The 19,142-nt window shown below is 69.7% G+C and carries 21 protein-coding genes; 11 read left to right on the top strand and 10 right to left on the bottom strand.

Annotation, left to right across the window (positions count from 1 at the left end; translation table 11 throughout):
- Nucleotides 1–7: 7 nt before the first annotated feature.
- Together KLK06_RS08980 and KLK06_RS08975 are read right to left on the bottom strand one after the other, a co-directional pair.
- The gene (locus tag KLK06_RS08980; RefSeq protein ID WP_214634889.1) at nucleotides 8–847 is read right to left on the bottom strand and encodes a hypothetical protein; all 840 of its coding nucleotides are present in this window, start codon (nucleotides 845–847) and stop codon (nucleotides 8–10) included.
- Nucleotides 844–2,034 (bottom strand): CoA transferase, encoded by a 1,191-nt coding sequence (locus KLK06_RS08975; protein WP_214634888.1) that lies wholly within the window; start codon nucleotides 2,032–2,034, stop codon nucleotides 844–846. Before KLK06_RS08975 ends, KLK06_RS08980 begins: the two co-directional genes overlap by 4 nt.
- A gap of 96 nt (nucleotides 2,035–2,130) precedes the next feature.
- On the opposite strand from KLK06_RS08975, the gene KLK06_RS08970 reads away from it, so the two are divergent.
- On the top strand, nucleotides 2,131–3,237 hold the full coding sequence (locus tag KLK06_RS08970) for a hypothetical protein (RefSeq protein ID WP_214634887.1): 1,107 nt from the start codon (nucleotides 2,131–2,133) through the stop codon (nucleotides 3,235–3,237).
- Between the two features lie 11 nt (nucleotides 3,238–3,248).
- Here KLK06_RS08970 and KLK06_RS08965 read toward each other — a convergent pair whose 3' ends face one another.
- Entirely contained in the window at nucleotides 3,249–3,587 is a 339-nt protein-coding gene (locus KLK06_RS08965) for a helix-turn-helix domain-containing protein (protein ID WP_214634886.1), read from the bottom strand.
- 89 nt (nucleotides 3,588–3,676) lie between these two features.
- Here KLK06_RS08965 and KLK06_RS08960 point away from each other — a divergent pair, with 89 nt between their 5' ends.
- Nucleotides 3,677–4,252 (top strand): NADPH-dependent FMN reductase, encoded by a 576-nt coding sequence (locus KLK06_RS08960; RefSeq protein WP_214634885.1) that lies wholly within the window; start codon nucleotides 3,677–3,679, stop codon nucleotides 4,250–4,252.
- Nucleotides 4,253–4,351: 99 nt separating this feature from the next.
- Here the strand turns inward: KLK06_RS08960 and KLK06_RS08955 are convergent, their stop codons facing one another.
- Together KLK06_RS08955 and KLK06_RS08950 are read right to left on the bottom strand one after the other, a co-directional pair.
- A complete protein-coding gene (locus KLK06_RS08955) occupies nucleotides 4,352–4,591 on the bottom strand; it encodes a hypothetical protein (protein ID WP_214634884.1) in 240 nt (79 codons plus the stop codon).
- 70 nt (nucleotides 4,592–4,661) lie between these two features.
- Nucleotides 4,662–5,171 (bottom strand): VOC family protein, encoded by a 510-nt coding sequence (locus KLK06_RS08950; protein ID WP_214634883.1) that lies wholly within the window; start codon nucleotides 5,169–5,171, stop codon nucleotides 4,662–4,664.
- Between the two features lie 61 nt (nucleotides 5,172–5,232).
- Between KLK06_RS08950 and KLK06_RS08945 the strand changes: the two genes are divergently transcribed.
- The 5 genes from KLK06_RS08945 to KLK06_RS08925 all read left to right on the top strand — a co-directional run bounded on the left by KLK06_RS08945 (nucleotide 5,233) and on the right by KLK06_RS08925 (nucleotide 9,448).
- On the top strand, nucleotides 5,233–5,682 hold the full coding sequence (locus tag KLK06_RS08945) for a MarR family winged helix-turn-helix transcriptional regulator (RefSeq protein WP_214634882.1): 450 nt from the start codon (nucleotides 5,233–5,235) through the stop codon (nucleotides 5,680–5,682).
- A gap of 58 nt (nucleotides 5,683–5,740) precedes the next feature.
- Nucleotides 5,741–5,929 carry a hypothetical protein gene (locus KLK06_RS08940; RefSeq protein ID WP_214634881.1) on the top strand — a complete coding sequence of 63 codons (189 nt, stop codon included), beginning with the start codon at nucleotides 5,741–5,743 and terminating at the stop codon, nucleotides 5,927–5,929.
- Nucleotides 5,930–6,143: 214 nt separating this feature from the next.
- The gene (locus tag KLK06_RS08935; RefSeq protein WP_214634880.1) at nucleotides 6,144–6,818 is read left to right on the top strand and encodes a DUF998 domain-containing protein; all 675 of its coding nucleotides are present in this window, start codon (nucleotides 6,144–6,146) and stop codon (nucleotides 6,816–6,818) included.
- A gap of 57 nt (nucleotides 6,819–6,875) precedes the next feature.
- A complete protein-coding gene (locus tag KLK06_RS08930) occupies nucleotides 6,876–9,071 on the top strand; it encodes a nitrate- and nitrite sensing domain-containing protein (RefSeq protein WP_214634879.1) in 2,196 nt (731 codons plus the stop codon).
- On the top strand, nucleotides 9,068–9,448 hold the full coding sequence (locus KLK06_RS08925; RefSeq protein ID WP_214634878.1) for a DUF742 domain-containing protein: 381 nt from the start codon (nucleotides 9,068–9,070) through the stop codon (nucleotides 9,446–9,448). The genes KLK06_RS08930 and KLK06_RS08925 overlap by 4 nt, the downstream gene beginning before the upstream one ends.
- A 7-nt stretch (nucleotides 9,449–9,455) precedes the next feature.
- Here KLK06_RS08925 and KLK06_RS08920 read toward each other — a convergent pair whose 3' ends face one another.
- Genes KLK06_RS08920 through KLK06_RS08905 form a run of 4 tightly spaced genes read right to left on the bottom strand, consistent with a single transcriptional unit; the run spans nucleotide 9,456 to nucleotide 12,874 of the window.
- Nucleotides 9,456–10,028, bottom strand: coding sequence for an ATP/GTP-binding protein (locus KLK06_RS08920; RefSeq protein WP_214634877.1), 573 nt, complete (start codon nucleotides 10,026–10,028; stop codon nucleotides 9,456–9,458).
- The gene (locus tag KLK06_RS08915; RefSeq protein ID WP_214634876.1) at nucleotides 10,009–10,374 is read right to left on the bottom strand and encodes a DUF742 domain-containing protein; all 366 of its coding nucleotides are present in this window, start codon (nucleotides 10,372–10,374) and stop codon (nucleotides 10,009–10,011) included. The genes KLK06_RS08920 and KLK06_RS08915 overlap by 20 nt, the downstream gene beginning before the upstream one ends.
- Nucleotides 10,371–10,778: a roadblock/LC7 domain-containing protein gene (locus tag KLK06_RS08910; protein WP_214634875.1), complete on the bottom strand. Its 408-nt coding sequence runs from the start codon at nucleotides 10,776–10,778 to the stop codon at nucleotides 10,371–10,373. The genes KLK06_RS08915 and KLK06_RS08910 overlap by 4 nt, the downstream gene beginning before the upstream one ends.
- Nucleotides 10,775–12,874: a nitrate- and nitrite sensing domain-containing protein gene (locus tag KLK06_RS08905; RefSeq protein WP_214634873.1), complete on the bottom strand. Its 2,100-nt coding sequence runs from the start codon at nucleotides 12,872–12,874 to the stop codon at nucleotides 10,775–10,777. The genes KLK06_RS08910 and KLK06_RS08905 overlap by 4 nt, the downstream gene beginning before the upstream one ends.
- A 162-nt stretch (nucleotides 12,875–13,036) precedes the next feature.
- Between KLK06_RS08905 and KLK06_RS08900 the strand changes: the two genes are divergently transcribed.
- Complete coding sequence (locus KLK06_RS08900; RefSeq protein ID WP_308168169.1) at nucleotides 13,037–13,822, top strand: SDR family NAD(P)-dependent oxidoreductase; 786 nt, start codon at nucleotides 13,037–13,039, stop codon at nucleotides 13,820–13,822.
- Nucleotides 13,823–13,826: 4 nt separating this feature from the next.
- Here the strand turns inward: KLK06_RS08900 and KLK06_RS08895 are convergent, their stop codons facing one another.
- Nucleotides 13,827–15,785: an NAD(P)-binding protein gene (locus tag KLK06_RS08895; RefSeq protein ID WP_250905151.1), complete on the bottom strand. Its 1,959-nt coding sequence runs from the start codon at nucleotides 15,783–15,785 to the stop codon at nucleotides 13,827–13,829.
- A 131-nt stretch (nucleotides 15,786–15,916) separates the two neighbouring features.
- Here KLK06_RS08895 and KLK06_RS08890 point away from each other — a divergent pair, with 131 nt between their 5' ends.
- The 3 genes from KLK06_RS08890 (at nucleotide 15,917) to KLK06_RS08880 (ending at nucleotide 19,025) form a co-directional block, all read left to right on the top strand.
- The gene (locus KLK06_RS08890; protein WP_214634871.1) at nucleotides 15,917–16,117 is read left to right on the top strand and encodes a hypothetical protein; all 201 of its coding nucleotides are present in this window, start codon (nucleotides 15,917–15,919) and stop codon (nucleotides 16,115–16,117) included.
- A gap of 10 nt (nucleotides 16,118–16,127) precedes the next feature.
- Complete coding sequence (locus tag KLK06_RS08885; protein ID WP_214634870.1) at nucleotides 16,128–17,594, top strand: flotillin family protein; 1,467 nt, start codon at nucleotides 16,128–16,130, stop codon at nucleotides 17,592–17,594.
- A 69-nt stretch (nucleotides 17,595–17,663) separates the two neighbouring features.
- A complete protein-coding gene (locus tag KLK06_RS08880) occupies nucleotides 17,664–19,025 on the top strand; it encodes a flotillin family protein (protein WP_214634869.1) in 1,362 nt (453 codons plus the stop codon).
- The last annotated feature ends 117 nt before the right edge of the window (nucleotides 19,026–19,142 follow it).

The following is a 19,142-nucleotide window of genomic DNA, read 5'->3' as shown; positions in this document are numbered from 1 at the left end:
GGGCGGGTCAGGTGAAGTGCGCCTCGGCTCTCAGTTGACCGGCCGCGTCCTGGACGGTCAGCTGTCCCGACTCCGGCGAGCCGGTGATGACGATCGGCTCGCCCGCGAAGACGGGGCGGCGCAGGCGGTACACCAGGCCGGTGATCCGGCGGCCCGGGGCGTACCGGCGGGGCAGCTCGGCCATGAGGACGGCGAGCAGCGGGCCGTGGACGACGAGGCCGGGGTAGCGCTCGACGTCCGTGCAGTAGGGCAGGTCGTAGTGGATGCGGTGGGCGTTGGCGGTGAGCGCGCTGAAGCGGAACAGCAGCGGCGGAGTGGCGGTCATCGAAAGCCGCCATGCGGCACCGTCATCTGCACCGGCAGTCTCACCGGCGACCGCCGCCGCGGGGGCCGACCCCTGCGATGGGGGATCTGAGCGGTAGACCAGGTCCTGTTCGTCGACCAGCCGCAGCTCCCCACCCTGCCGGTACTCGTACCGCACCGTCACGAACAACATCTCCCCCGACCGCCCCTCCTTCGGCGTGACGGCCGTCAGCTCGGCGGTCCGTACGGCCGGCCGCCCCATCTCCAATCCCCGCCGCGCCCGCATCCGCCCACCCGCGAACATCCGCCGCCGATGCGGAATCGGCGGCAGGAAGTGCCCCTCGGCCGGATGCCCGTCGATGCCGAGCCGGGCCTGCGCGGGCCACTCCAGGAAGTACAGCCACTGCCACGGCAACGGCAGCGGCTCACCGGAGGGCGGCGCGTCGAGCACCGCCGCCAGAGCCGCCGCCGGGCCGGGCGAGATGATGTCCTCGCTGGTCACGACCCCAGGGCGCCAGTCGCGTACGTAATCCGAGAGCGTCATTCCCCCACCACCCCTTGAGCGCGGAGCCGGGCCACCTCGGCCGTGGACATCGACAGCAGCTCGCCCAGCACCTCGTCCGTATGCTGCCCCAACTCCGGCGCGGGACGCGGCGGGAGCTGACGCCCGCCGAAGACCACGGGCGGTCCGGGCGCGAGGTGTGGCCCGATGCCGGGCTGGGCGAGCTCGCCCATCAGCGGGCTGTCGCGCAGCGTGCCGTCCCGGACCAGCTCGCCGAAGTCCCGGTATTCGGCCCACAGCACGGACCCCAAAGCCCCTTCGAGCGAGGCGACGGTACGGCCGGCGAACCACGGCGACAGTACGCCGCCCAGCGTCTCGCGGTAGGCGTACCGGTCGGCTTCGCGCAGGAAGTCGGCGCCCAGGGCGCGTTCCAGCGCGGCCATCACCTCCGCCAGGCCGGTCGCCGCCACCAGGTCGCGCCAGTGCCTCGTGGTGAGGACCAGCACCATGACCCGCCGCCCGTCGGCGGTGGCGAAGTCGCGGCCGAAGTCGCCGAAGACGTGGTTGCCGAGTCGCGGGCGAGGGGTGGCGCACAGCTGGGCCTCGGCCAGGTAGCCGAGGTTGCCCGCGGTGGCCAGCGCCACGTCGTGCAGCGCCACCTCCAGCCGCTGCCCATGGCTGGTGACCAGGCGGTGCCGTTCGGCGGCGAGCAGCCCGGCCGCGAGGTAGAGCCCGCAGGCCACGTCCCATGCCGGCAGCACGTGGTTGACCGGCCCGTCGTGGTCCTCCGGCCCGGTAATGGCGGGGAAGCCCAGGGAGGCGTTGACCGTGTAGTCCACGGCGTTGCGGCCGTCGCGGTGGCCGAGCAGCCGCGCGTACACGAGGTCGGGTCGAAGCTCGCGCAGGTCGTCGTAGGTCAGGCCGGGGCGCGGCGCGGCGTTGGTGAGCACGATGCCGGCGGTCGCGATCAGTGCGGCGACGAGTTCGCGGCCCGCGGGGGAGCGGAGGTCGGCGGTGACGGATCGCTTGCCCTTGTTCAGTCCGGCCCAGTAGAGGCTGCGGCCGGACGGGGCCAGCGGCCATCGGCCCAGGTCGGGGCCGCCGCCGAGCTGATCCACCCGGATCACGTCGGCACCGAGCTGGGCGAGGGTCATCCCGCCGAGCGGCGAGGCGATGTAGCTCGACAGCTCGATGACCCGCAGACCCGCCAGGGGCGCCGCATCGTTCACAGAAGGCAGGTTAGTGGCAGGTGGTGACCCCAAGTCGTGGAAGAGCCGTCTCGACCCTGCCAGGGACGGTTAGTGTCTGTTCGGACACAAGGAGTGATGATGACCATGCTTGCGCGGGCCCTTGAGCTCAAAGCCGAGCTGATCCACTTTGCCACCTCCGGCCGGTTCGGGCGCGAGCTGAGCGGCGTGCTCGACCGGTTCTACGCCGACGGCCCGCCCGCCGACGAGGCCGCGGCCTTCCTGCCCATCGACTACTTCGCCCACCAGCATCTGCTGACCGGCGGCGACACGGTCATCGACCGGTTCCTGCGCGAGCGGCCCGACCTCGCCAGGGCCGACGTCGAGCTGCTGTCGAGGTGGAAGGACGTGGTCGAGGGCGTGTACGAGGTGCGGGTGGTCGACGGGGCGACCGTGCTGCTGTTCAACCTCGTGGACGAACTGACCTACCGGGCGTTCTCCAACCTGGGCGAGGCGGCCTTCGGGGAGCTGCGGCCCGGGATGTACGTCGTGGGCAGGCTGGTGCCCCTCGGGCTCGACTGGCTGATCAGCGGCACCCCGGCGGTGCACCCGGCCGCCGCGCGCGACACGCTCCTGTCGACGGCCGCGCACATCGCGCTGGAGCATCCCGAGTGGGTGTTCCGCAACCCGGTGCTGCTGACCCAGGCCAGGGAGCTGCAGCGCGAGCAGCGCCAATGCTTCATCGGCCACTTCGGGACCGACCTGGTCGTGCTGCGGGGCGCCGAGCTGGCCGACCGCGTGCGCGGCTACCTGGCCTACCAGTCGGGCCGGCTGGGCGGCGCCCCACCGGCCGGGCTGGAGCTGCCCGAGCACGTGACCGGGGCCGAGACGGTGGCGCTGATCTTCGACGAGGTCGCCGGGCTGGGCTACTACGCCGACTTCGGCATGCTGGAGGAGGTCTTCCTCGACCCCGGCCTGATCGCCAAGCGGCCCTATCGCGAGCTGGTCAGCGCCTATCTCCGGGGCGACGCCGTCTCGCCGGTGCCGATCCGGCGGCTGGCCGAACGCGATCCCGAGAAGGCCGGAGCGGTCTTCGCCGGGCTGCTGAACAAGGGCGGCTTCCAGTGGGAGCGCAGTGGCGAGCTGCTGTTGCGCACCCACAAGCCCGCGCATTTCACCGCCCGGCCGCTGCCCACGGTCATACCGGTCACCGGGGCCATCGCCGAGCACCTGGGCGCCGCCTGACGGACCCCGGCTCAGGAGGCTTCGGCCTTGTCCTCTGGGAGCGGGATCCACTTGTGCGCCCAGACGACCAGCTCGTCCAGGACGGGGCGCAGCTCCTCGCCCATCTCCGTCAGGTGATATTCGACCCTGACCGGCGACGTGTCGAGCACCCGCCGCTCGATGAGCCCGGCGGCCTCCAGCTCCCGCAGACGCCGGGCGAGCATCGTGTCGTTCACGCCGGGGATGGCCGCTTTGAGCTCGGCGTAGCGGTGCGTGCCCTTGAAGATCATGTGCAGCAGGGCGCCCGACCACCGCGCCCCGATCAGCTCCAGGGCGGTGTGAAACCGGGTGCATACCGAATGGAGGCTCACCCGATGGATCATACCCGGCAACTTGCTAAGAAATATGTAGTTACTCAATAATGTTGAGTGGCTAGACCTTCGAGACTGAGGAGCAGGACATGTCCAAGCCCGTACTGCAAGTGATCATCGCCAGCACCCGCCCCGGCCGCGTGGGCAGGGTGATCGGGGAGTGGTTCTACGAGCGGGCCGTGGCCGGGGGCGACTTCGACGTCGAGCTGGTCGACCTGGCCGAACTCGGCCTGCCCTTCCTGGACGAGCCGAACCACCCCAGGCTCAAGCAGTACGAGCACGCGCACACCAAGGAGTGGAGCGCCATCGTCGAGCGCGGCGACGCCTACGTCTTCGTGACGCCCGAGTACAACCACAGCTTCAACGCCGTGCTCAAGAACGCCCTGGACTACCTGCACCAGGAGTGGCAGCACAAGGCGGCGGGCTTCGTGAGCTACGGCGGCCTGTCCGGCGGCACCCGCGCGGTCAACAGCCTGCGCCAGGTGGTCAGCTCGCTGAAGATGATCCCGGTGGTCGAGGCCGTCAACCTGGCGTTCTACCCGCAGTTCGTCGAGGACGGCACGGTCAAGCCCAACGACGTGATGATCGGCGCCGCCGACGCCATGCTGGCCGAGCTCGCCAAGCTCACCGGCGCCCTGCGCCCCATGCGCCTCGCGGCCGCCTGACCTGACTGCCCCGACTGGCCCGCCTGATCCGACTGACCCGTCCGGCGCGAGCGAGCCGAGCAGCGGGTAAAGCCCGCCGGGCCGGTACGGGAGTCATCGTCAGTTTCCCTCGTCGTCGTCTATCAGACGGTCGAGCGCGCGGGTCACGGCGTCGCCCAGCGGGCGGAACGCCTGGGTGAGCGCGTTCGCCAGCGGGCCGAAGATCTCGGTCACCTCTTGGAGCAGATCTTCGGTCTTGCTCTCGGGCGGCGCCCAGCGCATCGCGTCGGCGCTCAGCGTCTCCCATTCGTCGACGACACCGTCGATGGCGTCGAGAACATGGTCAGGATCGCTCGGCATGGCCCTTCTCCAAGGCGCGGGAGTGGGATAAGGCCACGGTACATCCAGCCAGAAATGCGACGCCAGACAATCAGGCGGGGATGGAGACGCCCACCCCGCCGCGCGTCTGCCCGCCGTACCTCTCCTTGTCGGCCGCGATGTCGAGCGGCCGGATGCTGGTGCGCGCGGCGAGCACCTCGTCGGTGAGGAGCGAGGCGGGCACCAGCCACGAGACCTCGAACTCCAGCCCGTCGGGGTCGTGCGCGTACAGCGCCTTGGTGGTGGCGTGGTCGGAGGCCCCGGCCAGCGCGCCGAGCTCGCTCAGCTTGGCCGCGATGCGCTCCAGCTCGTCGAGCGTGTCGACCTCCCAGGCCAGGTGGTAGAGGCCGACGGTGGACCGGCCGGCGGTGGACTGGCCCGCCCGCTCGCCGATCTGGAACAGGCCCAGGTCGTGGTCGTTGGTCGAGCCGGGGGCCTGTAGGAAGGCGGCGCCGGGCATGCCCATGACGGCCTCGAAGCCGAGGGCCTCCCGGTAGAAGGTGACGCTGCGTTCGACGTCGCGTACGTACAGGACCGCGTGGTTGAGCCGTTGGACCGGCATGGTGAACCCCTTTCGGCGGAAGCTACCGCTAAGTATATGAGAGTTCAAGTAAAATGGCCGCATGACCCGATGGCTGGACGACGACGAGCAGCGCACCTGGCGTGACTTCCTGGCCGCGACCCAGTTGGTGAACGAGGCGCTCGACCGCCAGCTCCAGCGCGAGGCGGGCATGCCGCACACGTACTACATGATCTTGGTAGCCCTGTCGGAGGCGCCCGAGCGCTCGATGCGGATGAGTGAGCTGGCCGCCAGGGCACAGAGCTCGCAGAGCCGGCTCTCGCACGCGGTCGCCCGGCTGGAGGAGCGCGGCTGGGTGCGGCGTCACCGCTGCGACTCCGACCGCCGGGGCAACTACGCCGTGCTCACCACCGAGGGGTTCGCCGCGCTGGCCGCCGCCGCGCCCGGGCACGTGGCGGAGGTACGACGGAGCCTGTTCGACGTCCTCACCCCCGAGCAGGTGGGACATCTCGCCGAGATCTGCGCGGCGCTCCGGAACACGCTGGAGCAGTAGCGCGAAACTGTCCTCCCGACGCCGTACCGTTCTCCCGGACCACGAACAAGGAGAGCGGATGCACGACACGGATGAGGCACTTTTCCGGGCTGTCCACGGGATCGCCGGCCGCCTGGCCGGCCAGCCGGTGCCAGTGGTGATGGAGGCCTTGATGCGCCAGTTGCCCAAGGCCCCCGGCCTCGACGTGGCCGAACTCCGCAGAATCGCCGAGGAGATCAGCGTGGGCAGAGACCCTTCGGGCTTGTAAAGCGAAGAAGACGGCCAAGAAGACGCACGTAGCGGCGCTCGGCCGGTGAGGCGGAGGACCGTGCCCCTGGAAGGCCGCCGACCCCGGTCGGCGGATGGGCCCTCCCGTGCCTGCCGTAACAGAAACATCCCTTAAAACACCCCGATACCTCATCAGGGTCGGGTCAGGGGTGGGGCCTGATGTGGGTGGGGGCGGTGGACGGGAAAGTAGAGACATGACCGCACAGAGGCTCTATCCCATCATCGCCTGCGGGTCGATCGTGTTCGCGGTGGTCGGGATCGTGGTCGGGCAGTTGGTGCCCGACCCGTACCTGAACCCCCTCAACGTGACCGTCAGCGAATACGCCGTGTCCGACCGCGGGGGCGTCACGGAAGCGGCGATGATGGTGCTGGGCCTCGGTTCGCTCATTCTCCTGAAGGCGCTGAAAGCGGCGCACGCACCGGTGCGGGGGCTACCGGAGCGGCTGTTGTGGGTGTGGTCGGGGGCGCTGATCGTCGCGGCGGTGATCCCGACCACACCGATCGGCCACGACCTGACCCTGACTGCGCAGATCCACCGCTACGTGTCGGTGGCCGCGTTCGTCAGCCTGCCCGCCGCGGCGGCCCTGCTGGTGCCCCGGCTGGCGGCCGACGAGGCGTGGAAGCCGGTCGCGCGGACCGTCGAGTGGCTGGCCCTGGCGGGCGGGCTCGGGGTGCTGGCGATCACCTATGTGGCCCTGCCCGGCGAGCGGGTGATGATCGGGTTGGTGGAGCGGGTGCTGCTGGGCGCGGAGGTGGCGTTGCTCGCGGTGCTCGCGGCGTGGTTGGTACGGCTCGCATGGGGCCGAGCAATTGTCCAGCAACCTGTGAATTTCCGGACATATCATAAGTTTGTGGCTAGTCGATCTTAAAAACCGCCGCAATTGGTGCTATTGTCTCCCGCGATCTTCTATCCGGGAGCGGGCGTCATGGCATCTGGCAGATCCATCAGATTCAAGATCTCGACGCTGCTGGTTCTCCCACTGGTATCCCTGGTCGGACTCTGGGGCTTCGCCGCGAGCACCACCTCCGGTGAGGCCCTGAACCTGTTGAAGGTCGACACGATCTGGAACGGGGTCATCAGCCACGCCGACTTCCTGGTCTACACCCTTGAGCAGGAGCGCCTCGCCTCCGCCGAGGTGATCTCCGGCAACGTCACCGACCCGGCCGCGCTGAGCACCACGCGCGCCAAGGTCGACGAGGTCAAGAAGCGGCTCAGCGACAATGGACTTACGGAGAAGACGCAGGCCGCCCTCACCCCTGAGATGCAGGGGAGGCTGAAGGAGGTCTTCGCGACCGTCGAGCGCCTGCCCGAGATCAGGAAGCAGGTCGACACCCGCAGGCTGAGCCCCGGTGGGCTGGTCACCGAGTACTCGTCGATCTCCGACGCGGTCCACCGCCTCTACCCGACGCTGACCCTCGCCACCGACGTCCGGCTGGCTCAGCAGGCACAGGGCCTGATCGCCGCCAGTGAGGTACGCGAGCTGCTGGACCGCGAGCGCGCGTTGATCGTCGCGGCGAACGGCAAGCCGTCCATGGCCGACATGCACATGCTCGCCAGGATCGACGGTACGCGGACCTACCTGTTCCCCAAGGCCATGGCCAACCTCGACACCGAGCTGCGGGCCCCGTTCGAGAAGATCAGCAACTCCGAGCGCTGGGCCGCGATGGAGCGCACGCTGGACGGCTTCGTCTCGGGCCGGCCGGTCGATCCGGCGGTCTGGCGCGGCATGGCCGACCCCGTGCTGAAGGACTACACGCAGGTCATCTGGGACAACGGGGACCGGTTCCTGGCCCGGATGGAGCCGGCGGGCATCAGCATCATCGTGCGGGCCGCGGTGGCGGGTGTCCTCGGCCTCATCGCGGTCGCCCTCTCCATCTTCATCTCGGTCCGGGTGGGCCGGCGGATCAGCCGTGAGCTGGCGGCGCTCCGCCGCACCGCGCTCGACCTGGCCGAGATCAGGCTGCCCGACGTCGTGACGAAGCTGCGGCAGGGGCAGGGCGTCGACATCCAGGCCGAGGTGCCGCCCATCAAGATGTGCGACGGCGCGACGAGCGAGATCGACGACCTGGCGAACGCGTTCGACAGCGTCCAGTACACCGCCGTGGACGCGGCCGTCGAGCAGGCCAAGCTCCGCCAGGGCGTCTCCGAGGCGCTGCGTAACCTGGCCCGGCGCAGCCAGTCGCTGCTGCAACGCCAGCTCAAGCTGCTGGACGAGATGCAGCGCGAGACCGAGGACCCCGAGGCGCTGTCGCGGCTGTTCAAGATCGACCACCTGACGACCCGCATGCGCCGCCATGCCGAGGGCCTGGTGCTGCTCTCCGGCGGCTCGGCCGGACGCAGGTGGCGCGGCGTCATCCCGGTCGAGGACGTGCTGAGCGGCGCCGCCGCGCAGGTCGAGGAGTACACCCGGGTCCGCGTCTACCCGATGCCGGAGTGCGGGGTCTCCGGCGCGGCCGTGGCCGACCTCATGCACCTGTTCGCGGAGCTGATCGAGAACGCCGCCTCCTTCTCCTCACCGGGCAACGAGGTGTCGGTCCGCGGCGAGCTGGTCGGCAGGGGCTTCGCCGTCGAGGTCGAGGACCGCGGCCTGGGCATGCCCGCCGAGGCCCGGCAGGCGGTCAACGAGCAACTGGCGAGCCCGCCCGAGTTCGAGGCGTCGCACACCGAGCGGCTCGGCTTCGCGGTGGTCGGCATGCTGGCCGCCAGACACGGCATCACGGTCACACTCAAGCCCTCCCCGTACGGCGGAACCACCGCGATCGTGCTGGTGCCCACAGAGCTGATTCAGGCCCTCCCGACCCCGGTGCGGATGCCCGAGCTGGAGTCGGTGTCCGTCTCGGTGGTCAGGACGCCCGAGGACACGACGGCCCCCGGCGAGCTGCCGCGCCGGGTGCGCACGTCCAAGCCCAACTCTGAGCGCTCCCAGGACGCGCAGCTGCCCCGCCGGGTGCGGCAGGCCAACCTGTCGGAGCGGCTCAAGGAGTCACCCCCTGAGCAGGCGGAAGTACGCTCGCCCGCGGGTCGCTCGCCGGAGGAGGCCAGAGCCCTGCTCTCCTCGCTCCAGTCCGGCTGGCAGCGCGGGCGGCAGGACAGCGATCAGGATGGGGGATCCCAGTCGTGACCCATGGGCCCGACGAATGGGTTGACGAGGAGGCCGGACCCGTCGTGCGGCCGTACGCGGTGACCAGGGGGCGCACCAAGTCCTCCTCGCCCGCCGAACTCGACCTGCTGGCGACCGTGATGGCGACCGGCCAGCCGCCGCCGGCCAAGGCTGATCTGAGCGCCCGGCACCGCCGGATGGTCGACTGCGTCACCGGGCAGACCAGGCCGGTCGCCGAGATCGCCGCCGAGCTGGACCTGCCCGTGGGGGTGGCCAGGGTCCTGCTCGGGGATCTGCTCGACTACGGCCTGGTGTCTGTCCGGCCGCCGCTCTCCAAGGCCACGACGCCTACGGAGAGCCTGCTCAGGGAAGTGATCGACGGCCTGCGGGCGCTCTAGCCCGCCGCTAGTTCGCCGATGTCAGCGTCCTCAGTGAGTGCTCGACCAGCGTGACCATGACCTCCTTGGCCGAGGTGCGGCGCCGTACGTCGCAGAGCAGCACGGGCACATCCTCGTCCAGGTCGAGCGCGATCCGCACGTCGTCCACGCTGTGCCGGTCGGCGCCGTCGAAGCAGTTGACGGCCACCACGAACGGGGTGCCGCGCTGCTCGAAGTAGTCGACGGACGGGAAGCAGTCGGTCAGCCGGCGGGTGTCGGCGATCACGACGGCACCGAGCGCGCCGTAGGACAGCTCGTCCCACATGAACCAGAACCGTTCCTGACCGGGCGTGCCGAACAGGTACACGACCAGCCCCTCGCGGATCGTGATGCGGCCGAAGTCCATCGCGACGGTGGTGGTGGTCTTGGTCTCCACACCGTCGAGATCGTCGACGCCGACGCCACGATCGGAGAGCACCTCCTCCGTGCGTAGCGGCCTGATCTCACTGATCGATCCGACCAGCGTGGTCTTGCCCACGCCGAACCCCCCGGCGATGAGAATCTTCAGCGCGACGGGGTCCTCAGAGAGCACGGAGTCCATTGATCACTTCCTTGAGAATGCGCTCATTCGGGCGCGGGCCTGTCTCTGAGGGCGACGTCACCGAGATGAGGCCGTGGTCACGCAGGTCGCCGAGAAGGACTCGGACGACGCCTACGGGCAGGTCGAGTTCGACGGCCACGTCGGCCACCGAGATCGGGTTACGTGCGGCCCGAAGGATGAGTTGTTGCTCGGGTTCGAGGTCGTGGGGCGCCGGGTCGCCGACGACCGTGACGCTCGCGATGAGGTCGAACACCTCTCCGGAGGTTCTGGTGCGCCCGCGTATGAGGGCGTAGGGCCGGACGATCGGCCCCGCGTCCTCGTCAAGCCACCGCGGGGGTTCCTTCATGACGATTTCGCCCGGGGATTGGTGGATATGTGCTGGCCCACCCGCTTGACGAGCATCGCCATCTCGTAAGCGATGTGCCCGACGTCCACGTTGGCGTCGGCCAGCACGGCCAGACAGGTGCCCTGCCCGGCCGCCGTCACGAAGAGGAACGCCGACTCCATCTCGACGATGGTCTGGCGTACGTCGCCACCGCCGAAATGCCGTCCCGTGCCGCGGGCCAGGCTCTGGAACCCGGCGGCCACGGCCGACAGGTGCTCCGCGTCCTCGCGGGTCAGCCCTTTGGAGTAGCCGACCGCCAGGCCGTCGGTCGACAGGATGACCGCCTGCCGTACTGCTCCGACCCTGGTCGTCAGGTCGTCAAGGAGCCAGTTCAGCTCACCGGTGTTGGTCGTCGGCACACTCATGCCTCCCCCTCTTCATTCGCTTCTTCTCGGGCGCGTTGGGTTCCCCGCTGGAAGGCGGAGAACAGGTCCCGTACCTCATCGGGAGAGCGTTCTGTCTTCTCTTCCGGATCCGGCTCCGGCGGCTCGTCCGCCTTGAGCTGGGGTGCCAGGTTGGCTTGTTTCACTCGCCTCGGCAGCCCGGCGTGCGTGCCGTTCACCACCGCGAGCGCTTTCTTCTTGGTACGGCTGGGCAGCGCGGGCGTCTCTTCGCTGCCTGCCGTCAGTGCGGCCTGGTCGTTGACCAGGTCGCGCGGCACCAGCACGATCGCGGTGGTGCCGCCGAACGGCGAACGGCGCATCAGCACCTGAAGGCCGTGCCGTTCGGCCAGCCTGGCCACCACGAACAGGCCGAGCCTGTCGCTGTCGGCCAGGTCGAACTCCGGCGGGTTGGTCAGCAGCGCGTTGAACGCGGCGTACTCGCCGGCCGACAACCCGAGGCCCCGGTCCTCCACCTCGATCGCGTAGCCGTTGCTCACCAGGTCGCCGCGTACGACCACGGTGGTGGTCGGCGGCGAGTAGATGGTGGCGTTCTCGACCAGTTCGGCGACCAGGTGGGTGAGGTCGGCGGCGGCGGCGCCGTCGAGCGCGCTGCCGGGCATGGCCTCGACGGTGACCCTGGTGTAGTCCTCGACCTCGGCGATCGCCGCCCGGACGATGTCGACCACGGGCACCGGCTTGCGCCAGGCCCGGCCGGGGGCGGCGCCGGACAGGATGATCAGGCTCTCCGCGTGGCGCCGCATGCGCGTCGTCAGGTGGTCGAGGCGGAAGAGCTCCTCCAGGCGGTCCGGATCGTGCGTACGGCGCTGCATGCCGTCGAGCAGCGCGAGCTGGCGGTGCAGCAGGCCCTGCTTGCGCCTGGCCAGGTTGAGGAACACCTGGCCGATGCCGCGCCGCATCGCGGCCTGGCTCACGGCGGCCCGTACGGCGGTGCGCTGCACGGAGCCGAACGCCTTGGCCACGTCCACGATCTCGGCCGCACCGCTGACCTCGAGCGGTTTGGCCTCCTCCTTGACGTCCACCTCTTCGCCGCGGCTCAACTGGTCGACGAGGCTGGGCAGCCGGTTGTCGGACAGCTCTACGGCCGCGGCCCTGAGCGCGGCCAGCTCACCGGCGAGGCGGCGGCCGAAGCGCACGGAGATGATGATCGAGGCGAGCACGGCGATCAGTCCGAGACCGCCCGCGCTGCCGATCTTCACCACGGTGGCGGTGGCGGCGTCGAGCGCGCGCCCGCTCAGCACCTTGAAGGACGCCGCGCCGGCCCGGTCGAGCTGCGCCGCGACCCGGTCCACGGTCGCGTTCCAATCCGCACCGTCGGAGGGCGGGGCGCCGGTCGCGATGACGCGCGTCTCCATCGCCGTGAAGTCCCTGAACAGGTCGCTGGCGAAGACCTGCTCGTACGGCTTGCGGAGCGTCGTGTCCAGCCCGGCCTGGCCGCGGGCGCTGAGGAACTTGCGGGTCGCGACGTATGCGGTGAACGCGGTGAGCTCCGGCTCGGTCAGCCGGTGGTCGATGAGCGCGCCGCTGATCAGCGCGTGCTCCCTGGCGACGGTCTCCCGGGCGCTGCCCATGGCCTGCAGCGACAACGCCTGCTGGAAGATCTGCAGGTCGGGCAGCGCGACGAGGTGGTCGTAGAGCCGGAGGATGGTGTCGAGGACCCGGTTGTACTCGTTGAGGCTCGTCAGCCGGGAGCTGATGCCGCCGTCGATGTCGGCGCGGATGGAGCCGAGCCGGTTCAGCTCCCCGTTGACGGCGTCGAGGGGGCCGCTCAGCTCGGCCTTGATCGCGTCGCCCGCCTCTAGGGTGGACCGCTGGAAGCCGGCGACGGACTTGTCGGTGCGTGCGCGCTGCGTGCCGAGTTCTTGGGTGAGTTGACGGGTGGTGACCGCCACGGCCGATTGGGCTCGCTCGGCTTGGAGCTGTAAGCCCAGGTCGGTGGAGGCAACACCGATGGTGCGATAAAGCGTGTTGGCTCTGGATATGGCCTGGCCGTCACCCACGGTGAGATTGAGGGCGAAGCCCCAGAGCGCACTCAGAGACAGGAGGGGTAGCAGCAGCAATAAGAAGATCTTGAACCGAATTGACCGGTTTTGCGAGCCCATGTCCCAACCTCGGAGTCGAGGGGCATTTCCACACTCTGTGTAAACACACCTCCGGAAGATCGCACAGGAGACTAGCACCGTTTATGCTTCCGGCGCAGGGGGAGGAACGCGTTGATTAGCGTGATTACTGGGGCAAGTGCCGGCATCGGCGCCGCGGCGGCGGCCGAGCTGTCACGACGGGGACACCGGGTGGTGCTCGTCGGCCGGGACGAGTCTCGGCTCAAGGCCGTGGCCGACGGGTTGGGCGGATCCGAAGCCGATGTATTGACCTGCGACTACACATCGCTTGACGACGTTCGTCGGCTGGTGGCGGTGCTGCGTGAGCGTTATGAGCGCATTGCTGTCCTGGCCAACAACGCGGGCGTGATGAGTCCGCGGCGCCAGATTACGGTGGACGGTCACGAACTGATGATTCAGGTCAACCATCTCGCCCCCTTTCTGCTGACCCATTCTCTTACAGATCGGGTGGACAGGGTAGTCACCACTTCTTCGCGGGCAGGCAGAAGCGGCCGGCTCGATCCGGCCGACCTATCGCGTGAGCAGCGACGATGGAACGGCTGGCTCCAATACGGCGACACGAAACAGGCGAATGCCCTGTTCACCGTGGCGCTGGCCGCCCGCGGGGTGGCGGCCACCTGTTTCCATCCGGGCGTGATCCGCAGCGGGTTCGCGGCGGAGACGTGGATCATGCCGATGTTCCTGGCCGTGCCCGGATACGCCAAGCCGCCCGAGTACGGCGCGCGCACGCTGGTGCACCTGGCGACGCACGCCGACGGCGAGCAGCGGGCCGGTCGCTACTTCGCGAAGCAGGCCCCGGAGCAGGTCCCGGACACGATGTCCGACCCCGGCCTGGCCGAACGGCTCTGGCAGTCCAGCCTCGACGCGCTGAAGGAAGAGCCGCGGTAACACCTCATGTCCGCAGCTCCGCGATGGCCAGATGGGCGGCGGTGACGGCCGCGTCGGCGCGGGCGGCCGGTACGGAGTCGCAGTTGGCGATCGCGATCCTGCCGAACCGGCGGCGCGCGGTGTCGGCGGGGAACGGGCCGTCGGGGTAGAAGGAGTGCCACGGGCGGCAGTACTCCGGGGCGTACCCGTGGCCCCAGCGGTTGACCGTGATCGCCTCGACGTCGGTGGCCGGGTCGAAGCCGCCGGGGCCGAGCAGCCGGGCGAGCTGTTCGCGGATGGTGTACTCCAGCCGGTTGTAGGGCGTGTTGAGCAGCTCCTGCCGGCCCACGGCGGACCCCGGCCCCGGACCCAGCTCCGACTGGCACGGCGCGGCCAGCATGCGCACGCTGATGGGCTCGCCCGGGTCCTTCGGGTGGTCGTAGCCGGGCATGCCGACCGGGTGGTCGAGCTCCGACAGGCACCAGTAGGCGCCCGTCCAGCGGGTGCGGTCGATGCCGAGGCGCCGCCACGCCTCCCAGCTACGTAGCTGCACCGCGGCGTCGAGCACCGGCATCTTGACCGCGTCGCGCAGCGCCTGCTTCTGGTCGTCGGGCAGCTCGGTGACGAGGTAGGGGATGACCATGTTCCAGCAGGCCAGGATGACCGCTCCGGCGTGGACCGTGCTGACCCGGTGGCCGTCGAAGTAGCCGACGGTCGCGCTGGTCGCGCTGTCGGGTGAGCCGTCGTTGCGCGCGAAGACGACGGGGCTCGACAGCCGGAAGCGGACCCGGTTCGCGGGCAGGTCGAGCCGGCCGTAGTCGAAGGCGGTGGTGGTGATGCCGTCCATGGTGGTGGAGCCGGCGAAGCCGGGGATCATCCGGCCCACCATCATCCGGACCAGCGCCTGGTTGCCCTCGGGGAAGTGGTAGACATTCGGGTCGGCGACTTTCCACTCCTTCTTCACACTGGGCGAGCTGAACCGCGACGGCTTGCCGGTGTCCAGCCCCAGACCCCCGAAACCGGGGTAGTCGCTGCCCCAGGCGTCGATCGCGCCGAACGCCTGCGTGCCGTACCCCCATGCGACGCTCGGCATGGTCCGGAGGAACAGTTCGACGTCGGGGTGCGCCCGGCAGACCTTCAGCAGGAAGTCCGAGTAGGTCAGCTCCGCCAGCCGCTCTTCCTTCCGCTCCGGCGGCAGTCCGGGGAACCAGTCCGGCGGGTTCTCGTACAGCATGACGAGGTCCTTCTTGGCCTGCTCGGCGACCGGCAGCCGCTTGACCCATTGCCGGGGCTCCACGCCGGGGGTGAGGCGGACGAGGTGGTCCGCCCGGAACGTCTCCCGGTCGCACATCACGCTGCGGTGCATCCCGAGCCCGGCGTACAGGTTCCGGTCGAGGTACCCGCCCAACCTCTCCAGCTTGACGCCGAGCAGGTCGAGCAGCTCCTTGCCCTCCGGCGTCCACACCGAGGGCGTCTTGATCGACCGGGAGCCGCCGCAGCCGACCAGCACCCCCTCGCGCCCGGTGGGGCGGAACTCGTTGCGCCGCGCCTGCCCGCCGATCTCGTCGTGGTTGTCCAGGATCAGGATGCGGGCCTCCGGGTTCTGCCGGCGCCACTCGAAGGCCGCGCTCACCCCGCTGATGCCCCCGCCGACCACCACCAGGTCGTAGTGCTCGCCCGTGGGCACAGGGGAGCCCGCGTGCTCCCAGAAGCGGCCGTCGCGGAGCGCGTGGGGGACGCTGAGCGCCTCAGGCGTGTTGCCCCGCAGTCCGGTGAGGCTCGCCGGAGAGCCCACGTCCTGGGGCACGAGCAGCGCCTGGGTCCCGATGACGGTCGATCCGCCCGGCCGCGGCGGCGCGCAGCCCGCCGACGCGCCCAGGGCCACCGTTCCTGCCACCACGGCGACGCCGTCCAAGAAGTCGCGGCGGGTAATAGGCCGGTTCATCCCGAGGTCGCGCGCCGAGTGCGAGTTCATGTCACTCATGCGCTGATCATCACGACTCCGGGTAAAAGCCGCGTCCTCCCACGCAGTGCTTCGAGAAACATTTTGCGTGACCTATTACCGCGAATGCCTGTTTGGAGTAGCGTCCGAAATATCACGACGGGGGGAGTCCGGTGGTCGGCAAGCAGGGCAGGGTCACAGGCAAGATCGGCCCTGGTCTCGTCGGCGAGGTCATGGTGCCGGTCAGGGGTGGCGTCGAAGCTTTCTACGCTCATCCGACCGTGCCTGATGAGGAGTTCCCCGTCGGAACGATCGTGATCGTGGTGGATTACTTCCCGCCGCGGACGGTCTATGTGGCCCGAGCACTCGTCTAGGGAGGCCCCGATGTCCCCCGAGCCCTACGTTCTCGGCGGTGGCATCCTCGTCGCCGTCATCGTGCTGATCCTGCTCTTCAAGGCCGTCTGGCGGGTCGCCGAGCCCAACGAGGCCCTGATCATCTCCGGTCTCGCCGCGCGCGGGCGCGGCGAGGGCCCGGACAGCCTCGGCTTCAAGATCATTACCGGCAAGGGTGCGGCCGTGCTGCCCGGCTTCCAGACGGCCAGGAGGCTGCGCCTGGACACCAGGGCGGCCAATCTCCAGGTCTCCTGCGTCACCCAGCAGGGCATCCCCGTGCACATCCGCGGCGTGGTGATCTACAAGGTGGGCGACGACCTGTCCTCGATCGCCAACGCCGCCCGGCGCTTCCTCGACCAGCAGGACTTCATGACCGGCGCGATCCACGAGCTGTTCACCGGCCACCTGCGCTCGATCATCGGCAACCTGACCGTCGAGGACCTGATTCTCAACAGGGAGCGGCTGACCAGCGAGACCAGGGCGTCGGCCGCCGACGAGATGAGCAAGCTGGGCCTGATCGTCGACTCGCTGCAGATCCAGGAGATCGACGACGAGACCGGCTACATCGTCAACCTGGGCAAGCCGCACGCCGCCAAGGTCGCCTCCGTGGCCCGTATCGCCGAGGCCCAGCGCGACCAGGAGGCCACCGAGGCCGAGCAGGCCGCCGCCGCGCGCAAGGCGGCCGCCGTACGCGAATCCAAGATCCAGCAGGCCGGCTACCAGGCCGAGATCGACCAGGCGGCGGCCAAGGCCAGGCAGGCGGGCCCGCTGTCCGAGGCGACCGCCAGGCAGGAGGTCGTCGTCCAGGAGACGAGGGCCGCCGAGCTGGAGGCGCAACTGTCGGAGCAGCGGCTGCAGTCGCAGGTACGCAAGCCCGCCGACGCCAAGGCGTACGAGACCGTCACGCTCTCCCAGGCCGAACGCGACGCCCGCATCGCCCAGGCCGAGGCGGAGGCCAGGGAGACCGAGCTGCGCGCCGTCGCGCAGGCCTCCCAGGTCAAGCAGGCGGCCGCGGCGGACGCCGAGTCCGTACGGCTGCGCGGCGAGGCGGCGGGCGCGGCCACCAAGGTGGCGGGAGAGGCCGAGGCCCAGGCCGCCAAGGCGCGCGGGCTCGCCCAGGCCGAGGCGGCGAAGGCGCTCGGGCTCGCCGAGGCGGAGGCCGCGCAGGCCAAGGGCCTGGCGGAGGCGAAGTCCATCAGCGCGCGGGCCCAGGCGCTCAAGGAGAACCAAGAGGCGGTCATCGCCCAGCAGCTCGCCGAGCGCTGGCCCGAGGTGGTCGAGGCGGGCGCCAAGGCGTTCGGCAACATCGAGCACATGGTGGTGCTCAACGGCGCCCAAGGCGTCGAGGAGATGCTCGCCAAGGCGCTCACCCTCGGCGGCACCGGCCTCGGTCTGGCCCGGGCGCTGCTCAACGGCGCGGCCCCGAACGGCTCCGAATCTTCTGGAAAAGCGCAATAACCCGGCGTACCATCACAAACAGGTGAGCCGGGAAGTCTGGTCGGCAGTGACTTCTTCCTGGGAGTAGCCATGGACTTGATCCCCACCGGCATCGTCGCCGCTCTGGTCCTCGTCGCCATCCTCGCCTTCAAACTGATCTGGCGCGTCGCCGAGCCCAACGAGGCGATCATCATCTCCGGCTTAGGCGCGCGCGGCAGGGAGACACTCGGCTTCAAGATCGTCACGGGTAAGGGCGCGCTGGTCATCCCCGGGTTCCAGACCGCGCGCCGCATCTCGCTCGACAGCCGGGTCTCCGCGCTCGAAGTCAAGTGCGTGACCAAGCAGGGCATCCCCGTGCACGTACGCGGGGTGGTCATCTACAAGGTGGGCGACGACTTCGCCTCCATCGCCAACGCGGCGCGGCGTTTCCTCGATCAGCAGAAGACCGTGGACGACAAGACACACCAGCTCTTCTCCGGACACCTCCGCTCGATCATCGGCAACCTCACGGTCGAGGACCTGATCATCAACCGCGACGCGCTCACCAACGAGATCCGCACCTCCTCCTCCGACGAGATGAGCAAGCTCGGCCTGATCGTCGACTCGATGCAGGTCCAGGAGATCGAGGACGCCACCGGCTACATCCTCAACCTCGGCCGCCCGCACGCCGCCGCCGTGTCGGCGCTGGCCAGGACCGCCGAGGCGCAGCGCGACCAGGAGGCCAACGCCGCCGAGCAGGAGGCCCAGATCAAGAAGTCCGCCGCGATCCGCGAGGCCCGCATCCGGCAGGCCGGCTACCAGGCGGAGATGGACCGGGCCTCGGCCGAGGCGAAGCAGGCCGGGCCGCTCGCCGACGCCACCGCGCGCCAGCAGGTCGTGGTCCAGCAGACGACGGCCGCCGAGCTGGAGGCGCAGCTCGCCGAGAAGCGCCTGGAAGGAGAGGTACGCAGGCCGGCCGACGCGCGGGCCTACGAGCAGGTCACGCTGGCCGACGCGGACCGGCGCGCCGCCGTGTCGCGGGCTCAGGCCGAGGCGGAGAGCATCCGGCTGCGCGGGGAGGCCGAGGCCGAGTCGACCAGGCTGCGCGGCATGGCCGAGGCGGACGCCGCGCGGGCCAAGGGCCTGGCGCAGGCCGACGCCATCAAGGCCCGCGCCGACGCGCTGGCCAGCAACCAGGAGGCGGTCGTCGCCCAGCAGCTCGCCGAGCGCTGGCCCGAGGTGGTCGAGGCGGGCGCCAAGGCGTTCGGCAACGTCGAGCACATGGTGGTGCTCAACGGTGCCCAGGGCGTGGAGGAGATGCTGGCCAAGGCGCTCACGCTCGGCGGCGCCGGTCTGGGCCTGGCCAGGACACTGCTCAACCGGCCCGCGGCGGAGCAAGTCGTACCCGTATCACCCACACCCAATGGAGCAAATTCCGAAGTCGTTCGCGAAACCCCTGAATTCCGCGAATAGCGCCGTTACTCAGCTCGTTAGTCCGCACTTCCTCTAGCGTTTTATGGTAAGTCGCTTGAGTGAGGTGGAGAATTCATGCTTAAGGCCTTTTCCATCCTTTGTCTGAGCATGATGGTC

It is taken from the genome of Nonomuraea sp. NEAU-A123 (genome assembly GCF_018603905.1).
Classification (GTDB): domain Bacteria; phylum Actinomycetota; class Actinomycetes; order Streptosporangiales; family Streptosporangiaceae; genus Nonomuraea.
This window is presented reverse-complemented; position numbering and strand designations above follow the sequence as displayed.